18 protein-coding genes and 1 tRNA gene are annotated in these 23,864 nt (G+C 66.2%); 15 read left to right on the top strand and 4 right to left on the bottom strand.

The features are described 5' to 3' along the window. Positions 1-159, bottom strand: a 159-nt coding sequence (locus AC27VL_RS18740; protein ID WP_488767826.1) for a FecR/PupR family sigma factor regulator, incomplete at its 3' end; no start/stop codon positions are given. Continuing rightward, positions 156-635 carry an RNA polymerase sigma factor gene (locus tag AC27VL_RS18735; RefSeq protein ID WP_100465698.1) on the bottom strand — a complete coding sequence of 160 codons (480 nt, stop codon included), beginning with the start codon at positions 633-635 and terminating at the stop codon, positions 156-158. The genes AC27VL_RS18735 and AC27VL_RS18740, both read right to left, overlap by 4 nt. 288 nt (positions 636-923) lie before the next feature. Between AC27VL_RS18735 and AC27VL_RS18730 the strand changes: the two genes are divergently transcribed. The 8 genes from AC27VL_RS18730 (at position 924) to AC27VL_RS18695 (ending at position 10,824) form a co-directional block, all read left to right on the top strand. Next, positions 924-3,809, top strand: a complete 2,886-nt coding sequence (locus tag AC27VL_RS18730; protein ID WP_488767824.1) for an autotransporter domain-containing protein — start codon at positions 924-926, stop codon at positions 3,807-3,809. A 97-nt stretch (positions 3,810-3,906) separates the two neighbouring features. Continuing rightward, the gene (locus AC27VL_RS18725; RefSeq protein WP_488767822.1) at positions 3,907-4,911 is read left to right on the top strand and encodes a 2-hydroxyacid dehydrogenase; all 1,005 of its coding nucleotides are present in this window, start codon (positions 3,907-3,909) and stop codon (positions 4,909-4,911) included. 84 nt (positions 4,912-4,995) lie between these two features. Then, positions 4,996-5,071: transfer RNA gene (locus tag AC27VL_RS18720), tRNA-Thr, on the top strand. Between the two features lie 444 nt (positions 5,072-5,515). Beyond that, positions 5,516-5,773, top strand: coding sequence for a hypothetical protein (locus AC27VL_RS18715; RefSeq protein ID WP_100551867.1), 258 nt, complete (start codon positions 5,516-5,518; stop codon positions 5,771-5,773). Positions 5,774-5,983: 210 nt separating this feature from the next. Beyond that, the gene (locus tag AC27VL_RS18710; protein WP_100551868.1) at positions 5,984-6,664 is read left to right on the top strand and encodes a vWA domain-containing protein; all 681 of its coding nucleotides are present in this window, start codon (positions 5,984-5,986) and stop codon (positions 6,662-6,664) included. 2 nt (positions 6,665-6,666) lie between these two features. Beyond that, a complete protein-coding gene (locus tag AC27VL_RS18705) occupies positions 6,667-7,422 on the top strand; it encodes a PP2C family serine/threonine-protein phosphatase (protein ID WP_133120039.1) in 756 nt (251 codons plus the stop codon). 4 nt (positions 7,423-7,426) lie between these two features. Next, positions 7,427-8,812, top strand: coding sequence for a DNA-binding protein (locus AC27VL_RS18700; RefSeq protein ID WP_100551869.1), 1,386 nt, complete (start codon positions 7,427-7,429; stop codon positions 8,810-8,812). Continuing rightward, positions 8,809-10,824 carry an energy transducer TonB family protein gene (locus tag AC27VL_RS18695; protein ID WP_100551870.1) on the top strand — a complete coding sequence of 672 codons (2,016 nt, stop codon included), beginning with the start codon at positions 8,809-8,811 and terminating at the stop codon, positions 10,822-10,824. Before AC27VL_RS18700 ends, AC27VL_RS18695 begins: the two co-directional genes overlap by 4 nt. 35 nt (positions 10,825-10,859) lie before the next feature. Here the strand turns inward: AC27VL_RS18695 and AC27VL_RS18690 are convergent, their stop codons facing one another. Next, entirely contained in the window at positions 10,860-11,288 is a 429-nt protein-coding gene (locus AC27VL_RS18690; RefSeq protein ID WP_100551871.1) for a VOC family protein, read from the bottom strand. 338 nt (positions 11,289-11,626) lie between these two features. Between AC27VL_RS18690 and cyoA the strand changes: the two genes are divergently transcribed. The 4 genes from cyoA to cyoD are packed head-to-tail and all read left to right on the top strand — an operon-like array spanning position 11,627 to position 15,643. Next, positions 11,627-12,667 (top strand): ubiquinol oxidase subunit II, encoded by a 1,041-nt coding sequence (cyoA, locus tag AC27VL_RS18685; RefSeq protein WP_100551872.1) that lies wholly within the window; start codon positions 11,627-11,629, stop codon positions 12,665-12,667. 2 nt (positions 12,668-12,669) lie between these two features. Beyond that, positions 12,670-14,667 (top strand): cytochrome o ubiquinol oxidase subunit I, encoded by a 1,998-nt coding sequence (gene cyoB, locus AC27VL_RS18680; protein ID WP_089239620.1) that lies wholly within the window; start codon positions 12,670-12,672, stop codon positions 14,665-14,667. After that, the gene (gene cyoC / locus AC27VL_RS18675; RefSeq protein WP_099821051.1) at positions 14,664-15,302 is read left to right on the top strand and encodes a cytochrome o ubiquinol oxidase subunit III; all 639 of its coding nucleotides are present in this window, start codon (positions 14,664-14,666) and stop codon (positions 15,300-15,302) included. Before cyoB ends, cyoC begins: the two co-directional genes overlap by 4 nt. After that, positions 15,302-15,643: a cytochrome o ubiquinol oxidase subunit IV gene (cyoD, locus tag AC27VL_RS18670; RefSeq protein ID WP_025873831.1), complete on the top strand. Its 342-nt coding sequence runs from the start codon at positions 15,302-15,304 to the stop codon at positions 15,641-15,643. The genes cyoC and cyoD overlap by 1 nt, the downstream gene beginning before the upstream one ends. Before the next feature lie 127 nt (positions 15,644-15,770). On the opposite strand, the gene AC27VL_RS18665 is transcribed toward cyoD, so the two are convergent. Beyond that, positions 15,771-17,828 carry a putative bifunctional diguanylate cyclase/phosphodiesterase gene (locus AC27VL_RS18665; protein WP_180163997.1) on the bottom strand — a complete coding sequence of 686 codons (2,058 nt, stop codon included), beginning with the start codon at positions 17,826-17,828 and terminating at the stop codon, positions 15,771-15,773. A gap of 148 nt (positions 17,829-17,976) precedes the next feature. On the opposite strand from AC27VL_RS18665, the gene radA reads away from it, so the two are divergent. From radA to AC27VL_RS18650, 3 genes are all read left to right on the top strand, one after another. Next, complete coding sequence (gene radA, locus AC27VL_RS18660) at positions 17,977-19,353, top strand: DNA repair protein RadA (protein ID WP_100551874.1); 1,377 nt, start codon at positions 17,977-17,979, stop codon at positions 19,351-19,353. A 176-nt stretch (positions 19,354-19,529) separates the two neighbouring features. Continuing rightward, a complete protein-coding gene (locus tag AC27VL_RS18655; RefSeq protein WP_488767816.1) occupies positions 19,530-21,386 on the top strand; it encodes an ATP-binding protein in 1,857 nt (618 codons plus the stop codon). Positions 21,387-21,434: 48 nt separating this feature from the next. Then, a complete protein-coding gene (locus AC27VL_RS18650; RefSeq protein ID WP_488767814.1) occupies positions 21,435-23,741 on the top strand; it encodes a tetratricopeptide repeat protein in 2,307 nt (768 codons plus the stop codon). Positions 23,742-23,864 lie beyond the last annotated feature (123 nt).

The raw sequence follows: 23,864 nt of genomic DNA, 5'->3' as shown, positions 1-23,864 counted from the left end.
GGCCTGTACCCATGCGCTGACGTGCGCGGGATCCTCGGCCAGCCAGTCCTCGAAGGACTGACGCTCTTCGGGGCTGCAGTCGGGGGCTTCCAGCCGGGCTACCCAGGCGCTTGCGTGTTCAAAAAGCAACGTGTCATCCCTGTTGTCGTTGCGGATCATTCGGTGTCTCCATCATTGTGGAGAGGATCGGGGCCCAGCTCCTTGCGCAGGCCCTGCAATGCACGGGCAATGTGTTTTTCCACGGTCTTGGCGGTGATGCCGCAATGCCGGGCGATCTGTGTATAGCTCATCCCGGTGATGCGGTTGAGCAGGTACACCTCGCGGGCACGTTCGGGAAGCTTGAACAGTGCCTGGCGCAGCAGGGCGAGCATCTGCCCGGATTCTGCCTGACGCAGCGGATCAGGAGAAGCACTGGCAGCTTCTTCGTTGCCGTCGCGTTCGGTCAGCGACAGGTGGTTGCGCGATTGCGGCGAGCGCCCGCGGTCTGCCAGGCGGTTGCGGGCGATGCGGTACAGCAGCAGCCGCAGTTCCTCGGTGTCGTGTGCGCGGTAGCGGATCAGGCGCTCCATGCAGTCCTGGGCGATGTCCTCGGCATCCTCGGGACCGACACCGCGGGCGCGCAGGAAAGCGCACAGCGGCGCGCGTTCCTCACGTACGAATGCAATGAAGACGTCCGGAATCCCAGGCAGTTCCGGCGCAGCACGGAGCAAAGGGGAGGGCACGGACAGGGGAGGACCTCGGACGACAATGACGGACGCGTCATCGAGTTTTACGCGACGGTGACCGGATGGGGAAGCCCGCATTTCTTCTGTATTTCCATTGTGAATGCATTCATCTTTTTTCTCGTCGCCGACTGGGGGCGTCTGCCCCGCTGCTGCGTTCTGCTTTCGACCCGCGTGGTGCGGGCGGAGAGAGAGAACGCAATGAAGCATTCGAAGTTGAGCATCGCCCTGGCGGGCCTGGTGGGTATCGCGACCCTGGGCCAGATGGATGACGTCATGGCAATGAATTATCACGTGCAGGGCGATCGCGTCGTGCTCAGTGGCGGTGTCACCGTCGCCGACGTGGTCGCACTGCCGGCGTTGCTGGCCAAGGCACAGGCCGAAGGCCGTCCGATCCGCGAAGTCGTGCTGCGCACCTCCAATGGTGGCGCGCTGATCGCGGGTGAGTGGCTGCAGGCAGTGATCCGTACCAACGGCCTGAACACCATCGTGTCCGGCCACTGCATCTCGTCCTGCTCGATCATGCAGTCCGGTGGCGTCGAGCGTTACCTGGCCGGCGACCTGCCGCTGGTCGACTCGGTGCAGATCCACGCCGCCAGCAGCGGTGGCAAGGTGATCTATACGCCTTCGCCGCGGATGACCGAGATCTACACCGGCAACTACGGCGGCGGCATGGATGCCGGCCTGCTGCACAAGGCCATGTACGAGGTGGTGCAGCCCAACGGTCTGCTGGTGTTCCGCGATCCGGCCCGGACCACCGGCGCGTCGATCAGCTTCGATCCCGATGGCAGTGGCCGCAAGCTGGAGACCTTCCCCGGCCAGGACATCTACAGCAACAACATCATCACCGCCGCCGGTTACCGCGACCCGGGCGACACCCTGACGGTCACCGGTAATGTCAGCGGCGACATCAATCCGGGCTACCTGCGCACCGCACGCCAGCTGCAGGCGTTCGTCGACGACGACTTCTCGCGCTGGAACGATACCGACTTCGCCACCACGTACATCAACCAGGCCGTTTCCATCTACAACGAGGCTGCACGTGGTCCCAACGGCATCGGTCGCTTCTCGGTGCAGGACTTCCTCAGCGATCCGGGCTTCCAGGCCGACCTGCTGGCGAGCCTGCGCTTGTCGGAGCTGGATGCCTCCACGCTGGGCAATTCGGCCGGTGTGATCCGCGTGGCCAAGGGCGGCACCTGGCGCACCGCCGAGACCACCGGCGCCGATTTCATGCTGGTGGAGAACGGCACCATCGCCTTGGAAGGCGGCGCCCTGCGGACCCCGGAGCTGCGCGTGCTGGCGGCCGGCATGGTGGTCGGCCACGGTGACATCGCCTCGGTCGCCAACGACTCGGATGCGCTGTTCGCTGGCACCGGTCCGTCGTACCGCGAGGACGGCTTCAACCGCCTGCGCGTGTTCGGCACCCTGATGCCGCGTGGTGGTGACCTGGTCACCCACGGTTACGTCAACATCATGCCGGGCGGCAAGGTGCTGTTCGACGTCACCGAGGCGGGCGGCGCCAACAGTGGCCGCCTGCGCGTGGGCGACTTCTACGACAGCGGCGCCAACGAGGGCGCGCTGGTCATCTCGCCGGGCGCGCACCTTGAACTGAACGTGGCGCAGGGTTTCTACGCCGGCAACTACCAGCGCGAGCTGGTGAGCGGCCCGATCTTCCAGGGCTTCACCGATGCGGTGCGCCTGGGCGACACCGGCTATACCGCCAGCATCACTGGCGGCGAAGTGTTCCGGCCGCGTCACAACTCGTTGCTGAGCTTCAACATCAACCAGACCGCCGAGGGCCTGTCGCTGACCGCCAACCCCGGTTTCGACCAGCTTGCGCAGCTTACCGGCAGCAACGGCAACGACGGTCTCGGCCGCGCACTGGCCACTGCAGGCCAGCGCCAGGATGCCGGCCTGAAGCCGCTGCTGGGGGCACTGCAGTTCGCGGATCGCGATGTGATCGCACAGCAGGCCGGTGCACTGCGCGGTGATGGCCACGCCAGCCTGCGTCTGGCCGACAACGCGCTGGTCGGCAGCATCGGCAGCGTGGTGCAGCAGCACCAGGCCGCACGACGCAGCGGCAGCGGTGACGCCGGCGGCCTGGCGGCACAGGCCGCGCAGGCGGCTTCGGCGCAGCCCGGCATGGCCAATGGCAGCCTGTTCAATCAGCTGGCGATGCATCTGGTGGAGCCGGCGGGGGCGGGCGGTGGCAACACCGACTTCGGCGGCGAAGCACCACGCAACCACGGCCTCTGGGGCCGCGGCTTCGGCAGCCATGGCCGCATCGACGGTGAGGGCGGCGTGGCCGGCCTGAGCCATACCGTCGGCGGCATTGTGCTCGGTGCCGATACGCAGCTGGCCGATGACCGGGTGACCCTGGGCGTCAGCGTTGCCGCTGCGGACATGTCGACCAAGGGGCGCGATGGTTCCGGGTTCACCGGCGACGTGCGCGCGCTGGATGTGGGCGGCTACCTGGATGCCACCTACTCGCGTGGCTACCTCTCGGCCTCGGTGCGCTACACCGATCTGCGCCACGACACCCGCCGCAGCATCGAGGGCATCGACGGCCTGCAGGGCCCGCTGCGTGCCAAGTACAACAACGATGCGATCTCGGCCCGCCTGGAGCACGGCTTCTCGTTCACCACCGCCAAGGGTGTGGTGATCCAGCCGCTGCTGCCGGTGGTCGACTACGCGCGTACCTCGGCCACCCGTTTCAATGAAGGGCAGGGTGCCGGCGCGCTGGTCGGGCGTGGTGACAGCCTGGAAAGCATCCGCGTCGGCGCGGGCCTGCAGTTGTTCAAGACCTTCGAAGGCAACAACGGCGAGCGCATCACCCCGCGCGCGCGCGTGGTCTGGCAGAAGGAGCTGGGCGACACCCAGGCCCGTTACAGCACCGGCTTCGCCGCTGCGCCGGACCTGGTGTTCGGTGCCAGCAGCCAGACAGTGGGCGAGCAGGTGCTGGCCTGGAACCTGGGCGTGACCAGCCGCGCCAGCGATCGCCTGTCGGTGATGGTCGACTACGTGGGCGAGCGTCGCGACGGCCAACTGCAGAACGGCGTGATGCTGGGCCTGGGCTATACGTTCTAAGGCAGTACCGGCACCGGCGGCAGTCACGCCGCCGGTGCCATCCCCATCGATGTGCGGGTGCGCTATGGTCGTGGCGGATTTCCGCGCAGACCTTCCCATGCAGATCGCCGTTTTCAGTGCCCGTCCCTACGATCGCCGCTTTCTCGAGGAAGCCAACCTGCGCGAAGGGGCAGGGCAGCAGTTCCAGTTCGTGTATTTCGACGCCGCGCTGGATGTGCACACCGCCGCACTGGCACAGGACTGCGCCGCCGTCTGCGTGTTCGTCAATGACAGGCTTGATGCGCCGGTGCTGCAGGCCCTGCATGCGCTGGGCGTACGCGCGGTGCTGCTGCGCTGCGCCGGCTTCAACAATGTGGATCTGGCCACCGCGAACGCGCTCGGCCTGTTCGTCGCCCGCGTGCCGGCCTACTCGCCCGAAGCCGTCGCCGAGCATGCACTGGCGCTGGTGATGACCCTCAACCGGCAGACCCATCGCGCCTACAACCGCGTGCGCGAGGGCAACTTCATGCTTGATGGCCTGCTCGGCCGCACCCTGCATGGCAAGACCGTGGGCATCGTCGGGACCGGCAAGATCGGGCTGGCCACCGCGCGCATCTTCCGCGGCATGGGCTGCACCGTGCTGGGGCACGATCCGTATCCGTCGCCTGCCTTCGCGGAGATCGGCACGATGGTGGAACTGGATGAATTGCTGGCGCGCTCGGACATCGTCTCGCTGCATTGCCCGCTGACACCCGATACCCAGCACCTGATCGACGATGCCTCGCTGGCGCGGATGAAGCCCGGCGCGATGCTGGTCAACACCTCGCGTGGCGGCCTGGTCGATACCCATGCGGTGATCCGCGCGCTGAAGTCGCGCCGGCTGGGCCACCTGGCCATCGACGTCTACGAGCAGGAAAGCGCCTTGTTCTTCCAGGACCTGTCCGGCGAGATCATCGACGACGAGGCCTTCCAGCGGTTGATGACCTTCCCCAACGTGCTGGTGACCGGCCACCAGGGCTTCTTCACCGTGGAGGCGCTGCAGGAGATCTCGGCGATCACGCTGGGCAACCTGGCCGATTTCGCGGCGGGGCGGGACTGCGGCAACCGGGTGATGGCGGGCTGAGGGGCTGGGTGGGCGGGCGTTTGGCGGCAATCGTCACGACCGGATTGACCGCAGGGGTAGGCCGACCGTAAAATTGCCAGCTTCGCCGGAATAGCTCAGTTGGTAGAGCGGCGCATTCGTAATGCGTAGGTCGTAGGTTCGATTCCTATTTCCGGCACCAGTTTCAGCAAAAGCCCCGGCCTTGGTCGGGGTTTTTTGTTTGGGCGGCACGGCCATTGGTAGTGCCGGCCGCTGGCCGGCTGGTTCAGTAGTGCCAGCCCATGGCTGGCAGTCATGAGCTTCCGGTAGCTGTTCAATCCCTCGCGAGGCATCGCCCTCGGCTTCGCTGGTGCTTATAGTCAAGCGTCTTGTCCAACTCAGAATGGCCCTTTTGGCTTCAGCCCTGGAGTTGGATTCCGAAGACCTCCTTGTTGTCATGAATGCCGAACCTTGCTTCGAGGCTCTTTCAAGGAGCGTAAAAGACCCTGCAAAGGTCGCCGAGCAGGTCGGTGGCAGGACTGCTTACAGCGGAAAGATGCGAAGGTAGTCCTGAATGGTGAGGGGAAGGTCATAACTGCCATTCCAAGAAGCAGCGATGGGTTGAGAGACCCGAAGGTGAAGTGAAATGAAGCGGTCTATCTCGTCCCGTCTGCATTCTCTGCTGGCTGAAATCGCAGCGAAGCACAGCTTTCACTTGCCTGAAGAAGGCATCAAGCACCTTGTCAAACAGGACCGCGAGTCGCTGATCGGTGCATTAGCGCAGGAGTTTTCGGAGACCGGTTTGGGATCTGACGATGAGCCTAATCAACGAGGCGTCGAGATCGAAGAGATCATCGATTTCGTTGGCGCTATCGCTGATCAGACTGATGCGTCCAGCGACTAGGCAATGGTTTATTTGGAGCCGTAGGCGGCTGGTCGTAGGTTCGATTCCTGTTTCCGGCACCAGTTTCAGCAAATGCCCCGGTCTCGGTCGGGGCTTTTTGTTTGGCCGGCACGCCTCCCCGTCAGACCTCGCCCCCTGGACCTCCAGCTCCCCCTATAATCGGCCGCGCAGATCACCTGCACCGGTTCACCCGCACGGAGGCTTCCCATCATGTCCATTGCCGCAATCCCCGATGTTTCGCTGGTCGACAACAGTGAGCAGCGCACGCCGCTGATCCTGGTGTTGGACTGCTCCGGCAGCATGGGCGGTGGCCCCATCGAGCAGTTGAACGCGGGCCTGAAGCTGTTGGAGCAGGAGCTGAAGGCCGATGTGATCGCGGCCAAGCGCGTGCGCGTGCTGCTGGTCGAGTACGGTGGCATGGACAACGCCGCCATCAGCGGTGACTGGTGCGACGCGATGGATTTCGCCGCGCCCACGCTGTCGGCCAACGGCACCACGCCGACTGGCGCGGCGGTGGAACTGGCGCTGCAGGAAATCGAAGACGAGAAGGCGCGCTTCCGCCAGGCTGGCGTCGCCTACACCCGGCCGTGGCTGTTCCTTATGTCCGACGGCCAGCCCACCGATGCCTGGGAAGCGGTGGCCGAGCAGTGTCGCGATGCCGAGCAGCAGAACAAGGTGGCGGTGTTCCCGATCGCCGTCGGCAATGCCGACATGAGCGTGCTGGGCCAGTTCAGCCGTAATGGCGAGCGCGGCGTGAAGCGCCTGCAGGGCCTGCAGTTCAAGGAGCTGTTCCTGTGGCTGAGCGCGAGCATGCGGGTGGTCTCCAATTCGACGCCCGGCGGGCAGGTGCAACTGCCAGCCACCGACAGCTGGTCACAAGTGCCGGTCTGACCATGGCCTGGCGCGTGATGGCCGCATCGGCCACGGGACGGTCCCATCTGGACCGCGGGCAGCCCTGCCAGGACGCCTATGCGTCGGTGCAGGTGGGGCAGACATTGGTCGCGGTGGTCTGCGACGGTGCAGGCTCCGCATCGCACAGCGATGTGGGCGCCCGGCATGTATCCAGCAGCGTGGCGGCGTCGGTTACCGGATCTGCCCAGCTCGGTGCCGATCCACTGGCACTGCCGGTGGATGCGTTGCGCGCCATCATCGAAACCGCCGTCGACGATGCGCGCGGTCAGCTGGCGATGCTTGCGCTGAGCCAGGGCCTGAAGCTCTCCGACCATGCCTGCACGCTGGTAGGGGCTGTCGCCACGCGCGATGGCGGCTGGTTCTTCCATGTCGGCGACGGCGTCGCCGCCTGTGCCTTCAGCAATGAGTCGCCCGATGCGGTATCGCTGCCCGCCAACGGCGAGTACGCCAACGAAACGTGGTTCGTGACCGGTGGCAACTGGCGCGAGCAGCTGCGGCTGACCCGCTTCGAAGGGGCGATCGACGCGCTGGTGCTGATGTCCGATGGCGTGCAGCCGTTTGCGATGTCGCGCGCGGGCGACAGCCTGTTCCAACCGTTCATCGCACCGGTGATCCGTTATCTGGCCGGCGTCGATGAGACCCACGGCAGCCAGGCGTTGCACGCGACGCTGGCCGACCCGCGCACCGATCAGATCACCGGCGACGACAAGACGTTGCTGGTCGCGCTGCCGGCCTGAGCACATGCCCGGGCGCAGCGGCGAACAGGTCTACGACACACAGCGCAGGCCGCTGACCCTGGAGCGGCTGCTCAAGAGTGGCGGCGCGGGCAGTGTGTTCACCCTCAAGGAGCGGCCGCGCGAAGTAGCCAAGCTGTATCACTCGGACAAGGACGCGCGCGTCTACGAGCGCAAGCTGCAGGCGATGCTGGAGCTGCAGCCGGACCTGCCGTCGATGGAGGGGCAGGGGGCCGACCAGGTGCAGATTGCCTGGCCGTTGACCCTGCTGCGGGACCGCAGTGGGCGCTTCATCGGCTTCACCATGCCGATCCTGGATCTGTCGGCCACCAGCGATCTGGAACATGTGCTGCAGGAGCGGCAAGCGCGTGCCGAGGGCCTGCCTACCGGCTTGGGGTCGAAGATGACGCTGGCGGCCAACCTGGCGGTGATGCTGGCTGCGCTGCACCGGCGGCAGCACTATGTGGTCGACCTCAAGCCGCTGAACGTGCGGTTCTATCGCAGCACCTTGTTCATCGCGATGCTCGATTGCGATGGTTTCAGCATCCAGGGCAAGGGCGAGCGTTTCCCGGCCGGGCAGGTCACCACCGACTATCTGGCGCCTGAGTTCCAGCAGCCGGGGGTGAAGCCGGGCCAGGAGGAGGCGCAGGATCGCTTCGCGCTGGCGGTGATGGTGTTCCAGCTGCTTAATTCCGGCCTGCATCCGTATGCGGGCAGGCCGCAGGGGGCGACGGTGCCCAGCGACCTGCCGGCGCGCATCGCCGCCAACCTGTACCCGTATGCGCGCGGCAAACCGCATCCGCGGATGTTGCCCTCGCCGGTCAGTGGGCATGAGATGTTCCCGCCGGCACTGCGCGACATGTTTGATCGTGCGTTTTCGACGCAGGCGCGGCGGCGGCCTTCGGCGCAGGAATGGGCCACGCTGCTGCTGGACTACGCGCGGCGCAACGCCGGGCAATTGGTGACGTGTGGCAAGGATGCGGCCCACCAGCATTTTGTCGGCATGCCGTGTGCTGCCTGCGCCCGCGTCGAACTGCTGGCCGGCAGCGCACGCGCGGCGCAGACCCGCTCGCGGCAGAAACCGGCCAAGGCCCGCAAGCAGCGCGGACGTACTGCCGCGCGCGGTAACCAGGCGCAGCCGGTGGCCGCACAGGCGTCGGCTGCAAGCGGCGTTCCCGGGGTGATGTCGCGGGTGACGATGGCGGTGATCGGCACGTTGTTGCTGGGTTGGGTGATGGGCTGGGGCATGCCGGCCTACCGCCGCTACAGCGCGCTGGTGGATCCGAGCATCTGGGATGGCGTGGGGCTGGCCGTGCAGATGGCCATGCTGGCAATCGCGATCCTGCTGTTCATCCTGTTCGTGCCGATGCTGATCATGAGCAAGCGTCCATGAAGCTGCTGGGTGTACTGGCCGTGCTGCTGCTGGCCCTGCTCGGAATGGCGCCGTTCTGGGGCGACCTCGGCGTGCTGGTCTACGGCTCGATCGGCTGGCTCGGACGGCTGCTGTCGAGCGGCGCGTTGAGCGACGGCAGGGCGGCACTGCGTGCTGCGTTGCTGATCGGCGGTGCGGTGTCGGTGCTGTCGTTCCTGCGCGTAGCGGTGCAGGACCGGGCCGTGGACTATCTGATCGCGTCGGTGATGTTCGGCTTCCTCTCGTTCGTCATCTTTGTTGTCACCGGCATTTCCGGGGATGGGGCTGCGGGCGCAGGGAGCATGCAGGGAGCGCGCTCGGTCGTGGTCGGCGAGGATCGCACGACGGTTCCGCGCTGGTATTCGCGCGGTCATTTCGAGCGGGAAATGCTCAACAAGGTGCACGAAACCGCACGTGCCGCTGCCCGTGGCGATCTGCCGCGCACGCAGGCGCTGATGCAGGAGCTGGATCTGTGGGCGCGCAATGGTCCAGCGCTGCGCGAAGACCGCACGGAGTACGAGCGCTTGCGTGCGGCGTACAACGAGACGATCGAGACCCTTGCCGCCCGGTCCGGCCGCCGTACGCAAAGAACGGGAGGCCTGGCCAGCGACGCGGGCGCGATGGTGGATCGGCTTACCGCCGAGGAAGCGCGCGAGCTGGAACTGAAGCAGATCGAGTTGCTGCAGCAGATGTGGAAACTCTCGCCGTCGAGCACGACGGTAGCGATGCGCCTGCTGGCGACGGATCTGCAGGAGCTGGCGATCCGCTCACGTTGGTCGCCACGCAAGCCATTCGACCGAGAGGGCGACGCGGCACTGGAAGAGCGCCTGTGGCGCGTCCACGGCACGCAGGAGGTGTTGTTCGCCTATGCACCGCTGGAGGAGCGCCTGTGGAATGCCTACGCGTCGACGATGGTCGACACGGACGAAGAGCTCGCGCTGGGTGCGCTGGTGATCGCCGGGCTGATCGACCGCAGCGACAAGACCGCCTCGGCTGATCCTGCCCGGTTCGACGTGAATACACTGCTGCTTGGCAGCGACGTGTTCATGCTCTCGACGCTGCTGGCCAGTGCGTCCGAAGACCGCATGGAGATCCTGAAGGCGCGCGCGACGCTGCTGTTGGGCGATGACGACCGGCAGGCGGCGGCAAGCAAAGGCGAGACGCCGGACGCCTCCGGCACTGCTGCAGACCCGCCGGGCCCGGTGGTCTCGGAGCCCTCACCACCGGCAACCTCGAAAGTTGACACCGCCAGGCAGGCGCAACGCGCGATGCCGCCAGCGGGGATGCTGGTCGATCGCAAGGGCCTGGCGCTGCGTACGTCGCCACTGCTGCCACCGCCGTCGCCACCGGCCGAGTATGGACAGGTGCTGGTCGACCTGCCCGCCGCCGGGTTCAAGGACCTGCGCCACGGCATCCCGCTGCGCGCGCCTGTGCAGGCCGACAGCACGGTCATCCTGCAGGTGGATGTCTGGCAGAGCGGCGTGGTTACTTCGGTGCTGATTGAAAGCAGCAGTGGCAACGCCGTGCTGGATGAGGCCGCGCGGCAGGGCGCGCGCACCTGGCACAGTGCGTCGAAGGTGCTCACGGGCGGCGAGCGCAGGCAGGTGACGGTCATGTTCAAAGCGCCTGTGGCTGCCGCACCACCGCCGGTGACCGTGGACGCACCATCGCCGATCGCCATGAGCCCGCCGCCGCCCCAGCTGAACCCCGAACAGGCGCTGGGCGCGCAGCTGGCGGCGATGGCGCGCCGGCAGCCGCCGCGTTATCCGCGTGGTGACGGGGAGACGGCGCCGGAGGGCAGCGTCGAGCTGCTGATCACTCTGTCAGCCGAGGGCCGCGTTCTCGATGTGAGCGTGGACCGCAGCAGCGGGCACCCTGCGCTGGATCGCGCCGCCCGTGACGCTGCGCTGAAATGGCACGTCACTCCCACACGGCCGGTGACCACGGTCAAGCAGATCATCCTGCGTGTGCCGGTGCGGTTCCAGGGCGGATAGCGGGGGCATGGCACGGGTCGGAGGCAGTGGCCGCTTCATCGACTGGCTTCGTTCGCAGGTCCCTTCAGTTCCACCGTGTTGCCGTCCGGATCCTTGAAGTACAACGACAAGCCATCGCCCTCTGCGCCGAAGTTGACCTCGGCCGGCCCCAGTACCGGCACGCCGTGGGCAGCAAGGTGGGCGACCAGCGCGGTTTCGTCGAAGGGCTCGACGCGCAGGCAGAGGTGGTCGACGTTGCGACCTTCGCTGCCCGGCCCGCTACCGCCGTGGCGACCGAGCGTGCCGTCCAGACTGATCAGATCGATCATCGACGCACCCGCACGCAGGTGCACCAGGCCCAGGTGCTCGCGCTGCCGCACCGCCACGCACCCCAACACCTGGGCATAGAAGGCTTCGCTGCGGGCCAGCTCGCGCACCCGCAGCACCACATGGTCGATGCGTTCAACGCTGAAGGGTCTGTCCATGCCGGGTTCCTCGAAGAAAGGGAGCTCAAAACTTGCTGAACCTGTTCAGTGGACTTTGCCGAACGAGGGGCCTCGTCGTCGCCGAGACCGATGCTACGCTGCCGTCCCCGCGCGTTCTGCCCGCCACAATGGCGCGGTGCGACAACGTGTCGCAGCCAGATCCGGGCCTTTCCTGCGCCTGATCATTGTCAATGCCTTTCTTAAATGGTGGGTGACGGCCTAAAATTGAAAGGCTGACTCGACCCCACCTTACCTGCCTGTCTTCTGGACGGGTGGGCCCGGCTTTGGCCGGTGCGGGCAGGACGGGGAACGGCATTCCCTCGCAATTGGATCGACCGATGATTCCGTTGAAAACCCTTGGGCGCTGGTTGCGCCCGGGCTTGCTGCTCGCATTGCTGGTGATGCTCACCGGCTGCGATGCCGTGGCCATCCTCAGTCCGAAGGGCCAGATCGGCCAGGATGAAAAGACACTGCTGATCACGGCCACCGTGCTCATGCTGCTGGTCGTCATCCCGGTCATCATCATGACCCTGACCTTCGCGTGGAAGTATCGCGCCTCCAACACCAAGGCCCGTTACGAGCCGAAGTGGTCCCACTCGACGGCGATCGAGGTGGTGGTGTGGTCGATCCCCTGCATGATCGTGCTGGTCCTGGCGGTGCTGACCTGGCGGTCCTCGCACGCGCTGGATCCGTACAAGCCCCTGGAATCGGACGTCAAGCCGGTCACCATCCAGGCGATCTCGCTGGACTGGAAGTGGCTGTTCATCTATCCGGAAGAGAAGATCGCGGTCGTCAACGAGATCAAGTTCCCGGTCAACACCCCGCTGAACTTCGAGATCACCTCCGATACGGTGATGAATGCGTTCTTCATCCCGCACCTGGGCAGCATGATCTATTCGATGGCGGCGATGGAGACCAAGCTTCACCTGATCGCCAACGAACTGGGTGAATTCCCGGGCATGTCCTCGCACTACAGCGGTGCAGGCTTCGCCAAGATGCATTTCACTGCCTACTCGGTCACCGATGCGCAGTACCGCCAGTGGCTGGACCAGGTCCGTGCCGGCGAGCAGACCCTGGACAAGACCACGTTCAAGGCGCTGGGCGAAGCGAAGAATTCCGAGTGGTACCCGGTCACCTACTTCGGCAAGGTTGAAGAAAGCCTGTTCGATTGGGTCATCGCCAAGCACATGGGCGACAACAAGCACTACGGCATGAAGCATTCCCACGCCGGTGCCGCTGCTGCCGACGCTGCCAGCCATGAAGCGCACGAGGGCCATGCCCCGAGCGAGGCCCACGATTCCAAGGAATCCGGTGAGAACCTGGATGCCACCGAACACGAACACGCAGGCCATGCCGGCCACGCGGGTTCGGGAGAATGAACATGTTGGGAAAACTCTCTCTTGAGTCGATCCCCCACGATCCGATCGTGCTGACCACCCTGGTCGGCGCGATCCTTGGTGGCCTGGGCGTCGTCGCCCTGATCACCAAGTTCAAGCTGTGGGGCTATCTGTGGAAGGAGTGGTTCACCTCGGTGGATCACAAGAAGATCGGCGTGATGTACATCATCGTCGCCTTCGTCATGCTGCTGCGCGGTTTCTCCGACGCGATCATGATGCGTACCCAGCAGGCCATCGCCGTCGGCGGGTCCGAGGGCTACCTGCCGCCGCACCACTACGACCAGATCTTCACCGCCCACGGCGTGATCATGATCTTCTTCGTGGCGATGCCGCTGATCACCGGCCTGATGAACCTGGCCGTGCCGCTGCAGATCGGTGCGCGCGACGTCGCGTTCCCGTTCGTCAACTCGCTCAGCTTCTGGCTGTTCGTGTCCGGTGCGGTGCTGATCATGCTGTCGCTGTGGATCGGTGAATTCGCCGCCACCGGCTGGTTGGCCTTCCCGCCATTGTCGGGCATCGAGTACAGCAACAATGTAGGTATGGACTACTACATATGGGGACTACAGGTGGCGGGTCTGGGTACCACGTTGAGTGGTATCAACTTCTTCATCACCATCCTCAAGATGCGCACCCCGAGCATGAAGCTCATGCAGATGCCGGTCTTCACCTGGACCGCGCTGGTGACCAACGTGCTGATCGTCGCCGCCTTCCCGGTGTTGACCATCACCCTGGTGCTGCTGACCCTGGACCGTTACCTGGGTACGCACTTCTTCACCAATGACGGTGGCGGCAACGCCATGCTGTACATCAACCTGATCTGGATCTGGGGTCACCCGGAAGTCTATATCCTGGTGCTGCCGGCCTTCGGCGTGTTCTCCGAGGTCATCGCGACCTTCTCGCGCAAGGCCCTGTTCGGCTACAAGGGCATGGTCTACGCCACCGCCTGCATCGGCGTGCTGTCGTTCATCGTGTGGCTGCACCACTTCTTCACCATGGGTTCGGGTGCCAACGTCAATGCCTTCTTCGGCATCACGACGATGATCATCTCCATCCCCACCGGCGTGAAGATCTTCAACTGGCTGTTCACCATGTTCCGCGGTCGCGTGCAGTTCACCACGCCCGTGCTGTGGACCATCGGCTTCATGGTCACCTTCACCATCGGCGGCATGACCGGCGTGATGCTGGCGATCCCGGCCATCGACTTCGTGCTGCACAACAGCCTGTTCCTGATCGCCCACTTCCACAACGTCATCATCGGCGGCGTGGTGTTCGGCATGTTCGCCGGCATCACCTACTGGTGGCCGAAGATGTTCGGCTTCCGCCTCAACGAGTTCTGGGGCAAGTGCGCGTTCTGGTGCTGGTTCATCGGCTTCTATGTGACCTTCATGCCGATGTACGTGCTGGGCTTCATGGGCATGACCCGTCGTCTGCAGAGCACCGTCAACCCGGCCTACGAGCCGTTCCTGCTGGTTGCCGCTGTTGGCGCCTTCATCGTGGGTGCCGGCATCCTGTGCCAGATCATCCAGGTGGCCGTGTCGATCCGCGACCGCAAGAAGACTGCCGACCTGACCGGCGACCCGTGGGATGCCCGTACGCTGGAGTGGGAAACCTCTTCGCCGCCGGCCTTCTACAACTTCGGCACCTTGCCGGAAGTCACCGAGCTGGACGATTTCTGGGAGCGCAAGCAGCGTGGTGAGGCCTGGCCGAAGCCGGCCAAGTACACCGACATCCACATGCCGCGCAACACCGGCACCGGCGTTGTCATCGGCGCCTTCAGCATGGTGTTCGGCTTTGCGATGATCTGGCACATCTGGTGGCTGGCCATCATCGGCTTCGTCGGCATGATCGCCACGTTCATCTACCGCACCTTCGACCAGGACGTGGACTACTGGGTCCCGGCTGCCGAGGTGGAACGCATCGAGAACGAACACCGCAAGCACCTGGAAGCCCAGGGCCTGGTGAAGTCGGAGCTGAAGGCATGAGCACCAATACCTCCACCGTGAACCACGGGCACGCCGCACACGCGGCGGCCCATGGCCATGACGACCACGAGCACCACGACACCGGCGGCAACACCGTCTTCGGTTTCTGGGTGTACCTGATGAGCGACTGCCTCATCTTCGCCTCGCTGTTTGCCACCTACGTGGTGTTGGCCGGCGGCACCGATGGTGGCCCCGGCGCGAAGGACCTGTTCGAGCTGCCGTTCGTGGCGTGGGAAACCGCGCTGCTGCTGACCTCGTCGCTGACCTTCGGCCTGGGCATGATCGCCATGCACCGCAAGCAGGTCGGTCAGATGTTCCTGTGGCTGGGCATCACCTGGCTGCTGGGCTTCGGCTTCATGTGCATGGAAGTCTATGAGTTCCAGCACCTGATCCATCAGGGTTACGGTCCGGACCGCAGTGCCTTCCTGTCGGCGTTCTTCGCCCTGGTCGGTACCCACGGCCTGCACGTCAGCGCCGGCCTGCTGTGGCTGCTGGTGATGTTCGTGCAGCTGAAGAAGTACGGCCTGACCCCGACCAACAAGACCCGCATGGCGTGCCTGAGCCTGTTCTGGCACTTCCTGGACCTGATCTGGATCGGCGTGTTCTCCGTCGTCTACCTCAATGGAGCGCTGTAATGGCACATGACAACCATGCACACGACCACGCCGCCGGCGGCGAAAGCCATGGCACCGTGAAGTCGTACCTGATCGGCTTCGTGCTGGCGGTGGTGCTGACCGTCATCCCGTTCTACATGGTGATGTCGGGTGATTTCTCGCGCACCGTCAACGGTGTGGTGATCGCCATCACCGCGGTGCTGCAGATGCTGGTCCACCTGGTGTTCTTCCTGCACCTGGACCGCTCGTCGGAGAGCCGCTGGAACGTCAACGCTGCGGCCTTCACCGTGGTGGTGATCGGCATCATCGTGGTCGGTACCCTGTGGGTCATGCACAACATGAACGTGCACATGATGCACTGACGTCTTTGCGACGTTGCCACGCAGAAAGGCCGCCTCCGGGCGGCCTTTCTGTTTTTCCGTTGTCCGGTAGTGCCGGCCGCTGGCCGGCAGCCAGTAGATCCACGCCATGCGTGGATGCAGTTGCCTCTCAACCCACCTTGCGCAGGAACTCCTCGGCGTCCATCGGCCGTCCAAGGTGATAGCCCTGCAGCTGGTCGCAGCCCAGCTCACTCAGGTAATCGCGCTGCGCCTGGGTCTCCACGCCCTCGGCCACCACCTGCAGCTGCAGGGTGCGGCCCAGCGCGATGATCGAGGACACGATGGCCGCATCCTCGTCGTTGCGTTCGAGGTCATGCACGAACGCCCGGTCGATCTTCAGCTCGGTGGCCGGCATGCGCTTGAGGTACAGCAGGCTGGAATAGCCGGTGCCGAAGTCGTCGATGGCGATGTGTACGCCCATCGCGGTCAGATCGTTGAGGATCGCCAGGCTGGCTTCGACATCCTTCATGGCGGTGGTTTCGGTGATCTCCAGGGTCAGCCGCGCCGGGTCGATGCGATGCCGTTCCAGCACCGACCGCACGCTGTCCAACAGGGCCGGCGAGGCGAACTGCAGCGGCGACAGGTTTACCGCCATCGTCCAGTCGCTGTGCCCGCCGTCATGCCAGGCGCGCAGCTGCGCGCACGCCTGGTCGAGCACCCAGTCGCCGATCGGCAGGATCAGGCCGCTGCGCTCGGCGATGGGAATGAACACGTCCGGTGCCAGCAGGCCCAGTTCCGGGTGCTGCCAGCGCAGCAGCGCCTCGGCGCCGGTGGCCGGTGCATCGGCCGCCGGGAATTTCGGCTGGTAGTGCAGCAGCAGTTCGTTGCGCGCGATCGCCTTGCGCAGGTCCTGCAGCAGGCGCAGCTGGCGGTTGGCACTGAGCTGCATTGAAGGGATGAAGAAGGTGTAGCCGTTCCGTCCGGTTTCCTTGGTGTGGTACATCGCCGCATCGGCATGTGCCATCAACTCGCGTTCGTCGCCGGCATCGTCCGGATACAGGGCAATGCCCAGGCTGGCGGTGACCTGCAGTTCCGCCGCATCCAGCACGAAAGGTTCGCTGGCCGCCGCGATCACCCGCTCGGCGACCACCGCCGCATCGTCAGGCGCATCGATGGCCAGCACGATCACGAACTCGTCGCCACCGAGGCGGGCGAGGGTGTCCTGCGGCCGCAGCTGCGCCCCCACGCGTTGGGCCACCGCGACCAGCAGGCGATCACCCAGCTGGTGGCCATAGGCATCGTTGACGGCCTTGAAGCCATCCAGGTCGCAGAACATCACCGCCACCGACTGCTGGCGGCGTTGCGCCTTCTCGATGGCCTGCTCGATCCGATCCTGCAGCAGCATGCGGTTCGGCAGCTGGGTCAGTGGATCGTGCAGTGCCGCCTGGATCAGCTTGTCATTGGCGTGGGCCAGGGAGTCGGCCAGCAGACCGGTGCGCACGCGCATCTGGCGGTCGAACAACGAGGCAACCAACGCGATGCCCAGCGTGGCCAGCGTGGTCACGATCACCAGCACGGCCAGCCAGCGGGGATCGATGCCGCCGCTGCCGACCGCGCCGCAGACGCTGCCTGCCGGGAAGCGTGCGGCGGCCATGCCGGTGTAATGCATGCCGACGATGGCCAGGCCCATCACCAGTGATGCCAGTATCCGCAGGCGCACCGTGTTGCGTTGCTCGACGCGCAGCCGGAAGGCGATCCACAGCGCTGCACCGGCGGCGCCGATGGCCACCGCGATCGATGCGGCAAACCAGCCCGGGTGGTAGTCGATGCCCGGCTGCATCCGCATCGCGGCCATGCCCAGGTAGTGCATGGCCGCGATACCCAGTCCCATCAGCACCGCACCGGCGGCCAGGCGCTGCAGCGGCAGGCTGGGCCGCGACACCAGCCACAGCGCATAGGCCGATGCGCCGATCGACACGGCCAGCGAATACAGGGTGATCGCCAGGTCGTAACCGACTGGAATCGGCAGCTTGAACGCCAGCATCGCGATGAAGTGCATCGACCAGATGCCCAGGCCCATCGCGGCGGCACCGCCGGCCAGCCACCAGCGTGCGACCCGGCCCTCGGCCGTGGCCAGGCGGCCGGCCATGTCGAGCGCGGTATACGATGCCAGCATGGCCACCAGCAGCGAGATGGCGACCAGGCTCTGACTGTAACTACCAGTCATGTTGAATCCAGAGGAGAAGGGAGGGGCGCCCGCAAGGCGCACGCCCGCCACCGCTATCGGCACCGGCGGGTGGGACTTGAGTGGTCGCAGCACGTGCGACCCGGCTCGGCTATCCTGCCACGCTCGTTGCCCCTGCAGGAAATCTCCGATGGCCAAAGCCCGCACCGCGTATGTCTGCAATGAATGCGGCGCCGAATACAGCAAGTGGCAAGGCCAGTGCACCGAGTGCAACGCCTGGAACGCGCTGTCGGAAATCGTCCTTGAGAGCGCGACGGCGGCCAAGGCGCCCGCCTCACGGCGTGCCGGCTGGGCGGGCAAGATCGACCCGCCAAAGATCACCGCACTGAAGGACGTGGCGCAGACCGAGCACAACCGGGTCAGCACCGGCATCGGTGAATTCGACCGCGTGCTCGGCGGCGGCCTGGTCGAGGGCGCGGTGGTGCTGGTCGGGGGCGACCCGGGCATCGGCAAGTCCACCCTGCTGCTGCAGGCCGTGGCCAAGATGGCCGCGGTGCTGCCGGTGCTCTACGTCACCGGTGAAGAATCACTGGCCCAGGTCGCCGGCCGTGCGCACCGGCTGGAGCTGCCGCTGGAGGGCGTCAACGCGCTGGCCGAGACCGGTGTCGAATCCATCCTGCAGCACGCCACCAAGAGCGGGCCGCGGCTGATCGTGGCCGACTCGGTACAGACGCTCTGGACCGAGACGCTGACTGCCGCGCCCGGTTCGGTCAGCCAGGTGCGCGAGAGCGCTGCGCGGCTGGTGCGCTTCGCCAAGGAAACCGGAACCGCGGTGTTCCTGGTCGGCCACGTGACCAAGGAAGGCGGCATCGCCGGCCCGCGCGTGCTGGAACACATGGTCGATGCCGTGCTGTATTTCGAAGGCGAGAGCGGCAGCCGCTTCCGCCTGCTGCGCGCCTTCAAGAACCGCTTCGGTGCGGTCAACGAACTGGGCGTGTTCGCGATGGGCGACAAGGGCCTGAAGGAAGTCTCCAATCCGTCGGCGATCTTCCTCTCCGGTGCCAGCACGCACCAGCCGGGCAGCTGCGTGATGGTCACCCGCGAGGGCACCCGGCCGTTGCTGGTGGAAGTGCAGGCGCTGGTCGACGCCTCGCCGCTGTCCAATCCGCGCCGCGTGGCGGTGGGCCTGGAGCAGAACCGCCTGGCCATGCTGCTGGCGGTGCTGCATCGGCATGGCGGCGTGCTGGTCGGCGACCAGGACGTGTTCGTGAACGTTGTTGGTGGCATCCGCGTGCAGGAGACCGCCGCCGACCTGCCGGTGCTGCTGGCGGTGCTGTCCTCGCTGCAGGACCGTCCGCTGGCCGAGAAGACCATCGCGTTCGGTGAAGTCGGCCTGTCCGGCGAGATCCGGCCGGTACCCAACGGTGAGGATCGCCTGCGCGAGGCCGCGACCCACGGCTTCAAGCGCGCCATCGTGCCCAAGGCCAATGCACCCAAGGGTGGCTCGGTGAAGGGGATGGAAGTGATCGCGGTCGAACGCCTGTCCGAGGCCATCGACGCGGCGTGATGCCGGTACTGTAGCGCCGAGCCCATGCTCGGCTGCTTTTCCGGCAAAGGGCAGCCGAGCGTGGGCTCGGCTCTACAAACGTCACATGCGGCAACGGTCAGCCTGCCTGTGCTAGTTTTCCCGGCTCGACGAAGGCGCCCCCTGGCGCCTTTCCGTGGCAAGGAGTAATCGATTACATGCAGGACCCGATGTTCAGCACCCCCGCCGCCGAAATCCGCCGCGCCGGGGTCGATCTCAATGGACTGATGACGGTGCTGGGCAAGCACCTGTATTCCACCCCGATGGTGGCGCTGCGTGAGCTGGTGCAGAACGCGCACGATTCGATCATCCGTCGCCGTATCGAGCAGCCCGGCATCCAGAGTGTGTCGCGCATCGACGTGCAGGTCGATGTCGCCGCCGGCGTGCTGCGCATCACCGACACCGGTGCCGGCCTGACCCGGCAGGAAATCCACGATTACCTGGCCACGGTCGGTGTCGGTTACACCCGGGGCCTGCGCCAGGACGGCGAGGATAACCAAGGCCTGATCGGCATGTTCGGCCTGGGCTTCCTGTCGGCCTTCGTGCTGGCGCGCCGTGTCAGCGTGCGTACCACCTCCTATCAAGCGCCGGAGCTGGGCCACCTGTACGTGTCCAGCAACGCCGAGCAGTACACCGTCAGCGACGTGCCGGCACGCGCGATCGGCACCGAGGTCGAGCTGGAGCTGCATCCGGACTTCCTGCCGCTGGCCAACGAAGCGCGCCTGCACGAGGTGCTGGGCCGCTACTGCGCGCTGCTGTCCGAGCCGATCTTCATCGGTGCGGCGACCGCCGCGATCAATCCCGAGCCGCCGCCGTGGCGCGGGCAGGGGGACGTCGCGCTGCATCCGGTGCAGGCACGCCGCCAGGCGCAGCAGTTCGCTGCCCGCTTCGAACACGATTTCGAGCCCATCGTGACGATGCCGCTGCAGTCCGATGGCAGCAGTGATGCCGTCGGCATGCTCTGGGTGCAGGACGGTGCCACCTACGGCACCAGCGACAACCGCAACCTGTCGGTGTTCGTGCGCGGCATGCTGCTGGACGACGACGCGCGCGACCTGCTGCCGCCGTGGGCCGGCTTCATCGGCGGGGTGATCGAATCGTCGAAGCTGACCCCGACCGCCAGCCGCGAGGACCTGCAGCGCGATGACCACTATCGCGCCGTACAGCACGCCCTGCTGGAAGCGCTGATCGATGGCCTGGCCGACGTCGCGCGGCAGCAGCCCGAAGCCTGGCGACGCGTGCTCAGCCGCCACAACGAAGCCCTGCTGGGCGCGGCGCTGTGCGATGAGCGCCTGTTCGACCTGCTGCTGGAACACGTGCGCGTGCCGACCTCGCAGGGTGACCTGCCGGCCAGCGCGTTGCCGGCGCGCGGCGCGGTGCATGTGATCCTCGACAACGGTGGCGGCTTCGAGGAAATGCTGTTCCGTGCGATGGGCGTGCCGGTCGCGCATGGCCATCGCTATGCGGTGGTGCCTTTCCTGCGCCGCTGGGCCCAGGCCAAGGGCCTGCGCCTGGTCGAACTCGGTACCGAGCAGGGCAATCGCGCACTGTTCCGCACCGACGACAGCCTTGGCGATACGCAGTTGGCCTGGCTTCGCGAACACCTGGGCGATGGCGAGCAGCTGCTGCCGGCGCGGTTCAGCCCCGAGGCGCTGCCGGTGGTGGTGGTGCCCGACCGCGAAGCCGAACTGAAACAGCGCCTGGAAGACGACGAGAACGACAAGCGCGTATCGATGGCCGCATTGCGGCTGGCGCGCCAGTTCACCGCGCGCATCGAGGCGCGTGCACCTTCGCGGCTTTACCTCAACCTGGACAATCCAGCGGTGCAGGCCTTGCTGCAGGCCCAGCGCGATGGCCACCCGCAGGCCGCAGCGGCCGCGCGCCTGCTGCGCTCGCTGAAGATCATCGTGTCCGCGCAGGGCCGGCCGTTGCAGCGCAGTGCGGCGACGCCGGGCCCCGATCTCAATGGTGCATTCACTGATATTGCCGGTGCCCTGCAGCAGATGCTGCGCTGAGCACCGCCCTCTCTCATCCAGCCTTCGCTAGACAGGAGCATTACCCCCATGGATATCTGGAACTGGGTCGAAAAACTGCAGGAAGACCTGCGCCAGGCCGGGCAGGCACAGAACGCCCACCTGCTGACCCGCCTTGCCGATGAAGTCAGTGAACTGCAGGTCGACCGCGTCGATGCGTTGCTTCCCGAAGCGCGCGCGCTGGGCAAGGCGCTGGACAACCCCTGGGTCGACGTCTACGTCGGTCATTGGGCGCTGCGCAACCGCGTCGGCAACCGTGTCGAGGGTGAAAGCGCGCTGGGCGAGTCGGTGGCGCTGTTCGAGCGCGCACACCGCGCCGATACGCTGGATTGCCCGCAGTCGATCTGCGTCACCCAGGATCTTGCCGCCTGCTACGGCAACATCGATGGTCCGGGCTGGGTGCCCGAGCGCATCGAGGTCTGCGACGAGACGCTGGGCCGCATCGACCCGAGCTGGGCCTGCTTCCAGTGCCTGAGCTGCGAGAAGGCCGACGCGCTGCTGGACGACGGCCGCGGCCAGGACGCGCTGGATTACCTGCAGGTGCAGGCGGCGGCGATCCAGGCGCGCGGCAAGGAAGTGTTCGACAGCTTCCCGGAAATGCAGATCAAGATCCTGCTGGCCAGCGGCCGCGCGGCGGAGGCGCTGGCACTGATCGAGCAGCGCGAGGCCGAAGTAGCCGCCGCAGGCGAATACGAGCCGGCCAACTGCACCGTGCCGCGCCGACTGTCCAAGGCCTGGGCACTGGCCCAGCTGGGACGTGATGAAGAGGCATTGCAGCAACTGGTGCCCTGGAGTGAGCTGACGCCGAACCACTGGCGGCTGTGGGCGAATACCGCTTCGACGCTGTGCAGTCGTGATGGCGAACGCAACACCTGGGATCTGGGTACGCGCTTCAACACCATCATCGAGCACTTCGCCGCTGTTGGCGCGCATCGCCTGGTGATCGAGATCGCTGCACTGAGCCTGGAACTGGCGCTGCAGCGCGGTGCGCGCTGGGTGGCGCAGCGCCAGCTGGGTCTGGCCCGCACCCATCTGGCGCAGCTGCGGCAGGACCGTGGCGCTGCCGCGCTGGTGGCTGGCTTGGCGGCACGGATCGAGGCGCTGCCGCAGATGGCACCGCTGCCGGTGCCTGCCGATGAACTGCTGGCGTGGCTGCAAGCGCAGGGCGAACAGAACCAGTCACGCGATCCCGAGCGTGAAGCGCAGTGGCTGCTGCAGGCGCACGCCGAGCGGCCGGATGACGGCGCATTGGCCGAGGTCGCCGCGTCGGCGCTGCATGCCTGTGGCGCGAAGAGCGAAGCGCAGGCACTGCTGTGGGACTTCGTGCGCGGCCACGCGCAGGAAGATGGTGCAGCGGCCTACACGCTGATGCGTTGGCTGGCCGAGCAGGGCGATGATGACGGCCTGCGCAGGCTGGCCGCGACCTACCGCGACAGCGTGCCGGTGTTCGCGCACTGGTGCGAGGTACAGCGTGCACGGCGCGCGTCCGACTGGCCGACGCTGGAGCAGGCCGCGCAGGCGTTGCTGGCGTTGTCGCCGGGCTCGAACGGTGCACGCGGGACGCTTGCCCGGATGTACATGGAGACCGGCCGCTTCAGCGAGGCGCAGGCCTGCTATGCGCAGCTGGTGGAACTGCTGGAAGAGCCAAACGCCGCGCACTGGGACCACATGAGTGCGGCCAGCGCGGCGCGCGACTGGGATGCGGTGCGCCGCTCGGCAGCAGCGATCGGCATGGAGCTGTCCAGCCAGCAGGGCGTGGTCGAAGAGCCGTGGGGCTGGGTGATCATCCGCAGCGAAGAAGGCGGCGAGCCGATGGAGTACTACGCCCGCCGCAGCGGCCCGGTGACCGCGCGCATCGTCGAGAACGCACCGGCCAACCGTGCGCAGCAGGTGGGTGACTGGGTGGTGTTCGACGCCGGCCTGGTGCACCCGGCACCAGAAGACGAAGCGGAGCGCGAGCACTTCATTCCGACCTATGCGCAGGTGCATGTGCTGGAGCGGGGTGGTTTCGCACGCAGCTGGCTGGTCGACGGCGCGCACCCCGGTGAAGATGCATGGAACGCCTTCGTGGAAGCCGCCGAGGCACAGGGGTGGCAGGTGTGGTCGCACAGCCGTGCGGACTACACCGTGACCGATCCGGACGCGGAAGACGGCACGCTGCCGGGTCTGCTGTTCACTGTCGCCCAGCCGCAGGATCACGCGCCGCTGGCACTGCATCGTTTCCTGCAGCAGGCTACGGCGGATTGGGCGCACCCGCACTGCTGGCTGCGCCTGGCCGAGGCCTGCGACCAGGACCGCCAGCCGCACCTGGATGCGATCGAGCGGTACGGGCTGTAATCTCTGCTGCGCTGCGGGCTCGCCGGGCACGGCCCGGCGCTACGCCTACGTGTTGCCGGTAGTGGGGGGGGGGGGGGGGGGGGAGAAGGGGGGGGGGGGTTTTTTTTGTTGCGGCGATACCTC

The organism is Stenotrophomonas sp. 14P6.2.3, assembly GCF_057799055.1.
This window is presented reverse-complemented; position numbering and strand designations above follow the sequence as displayed.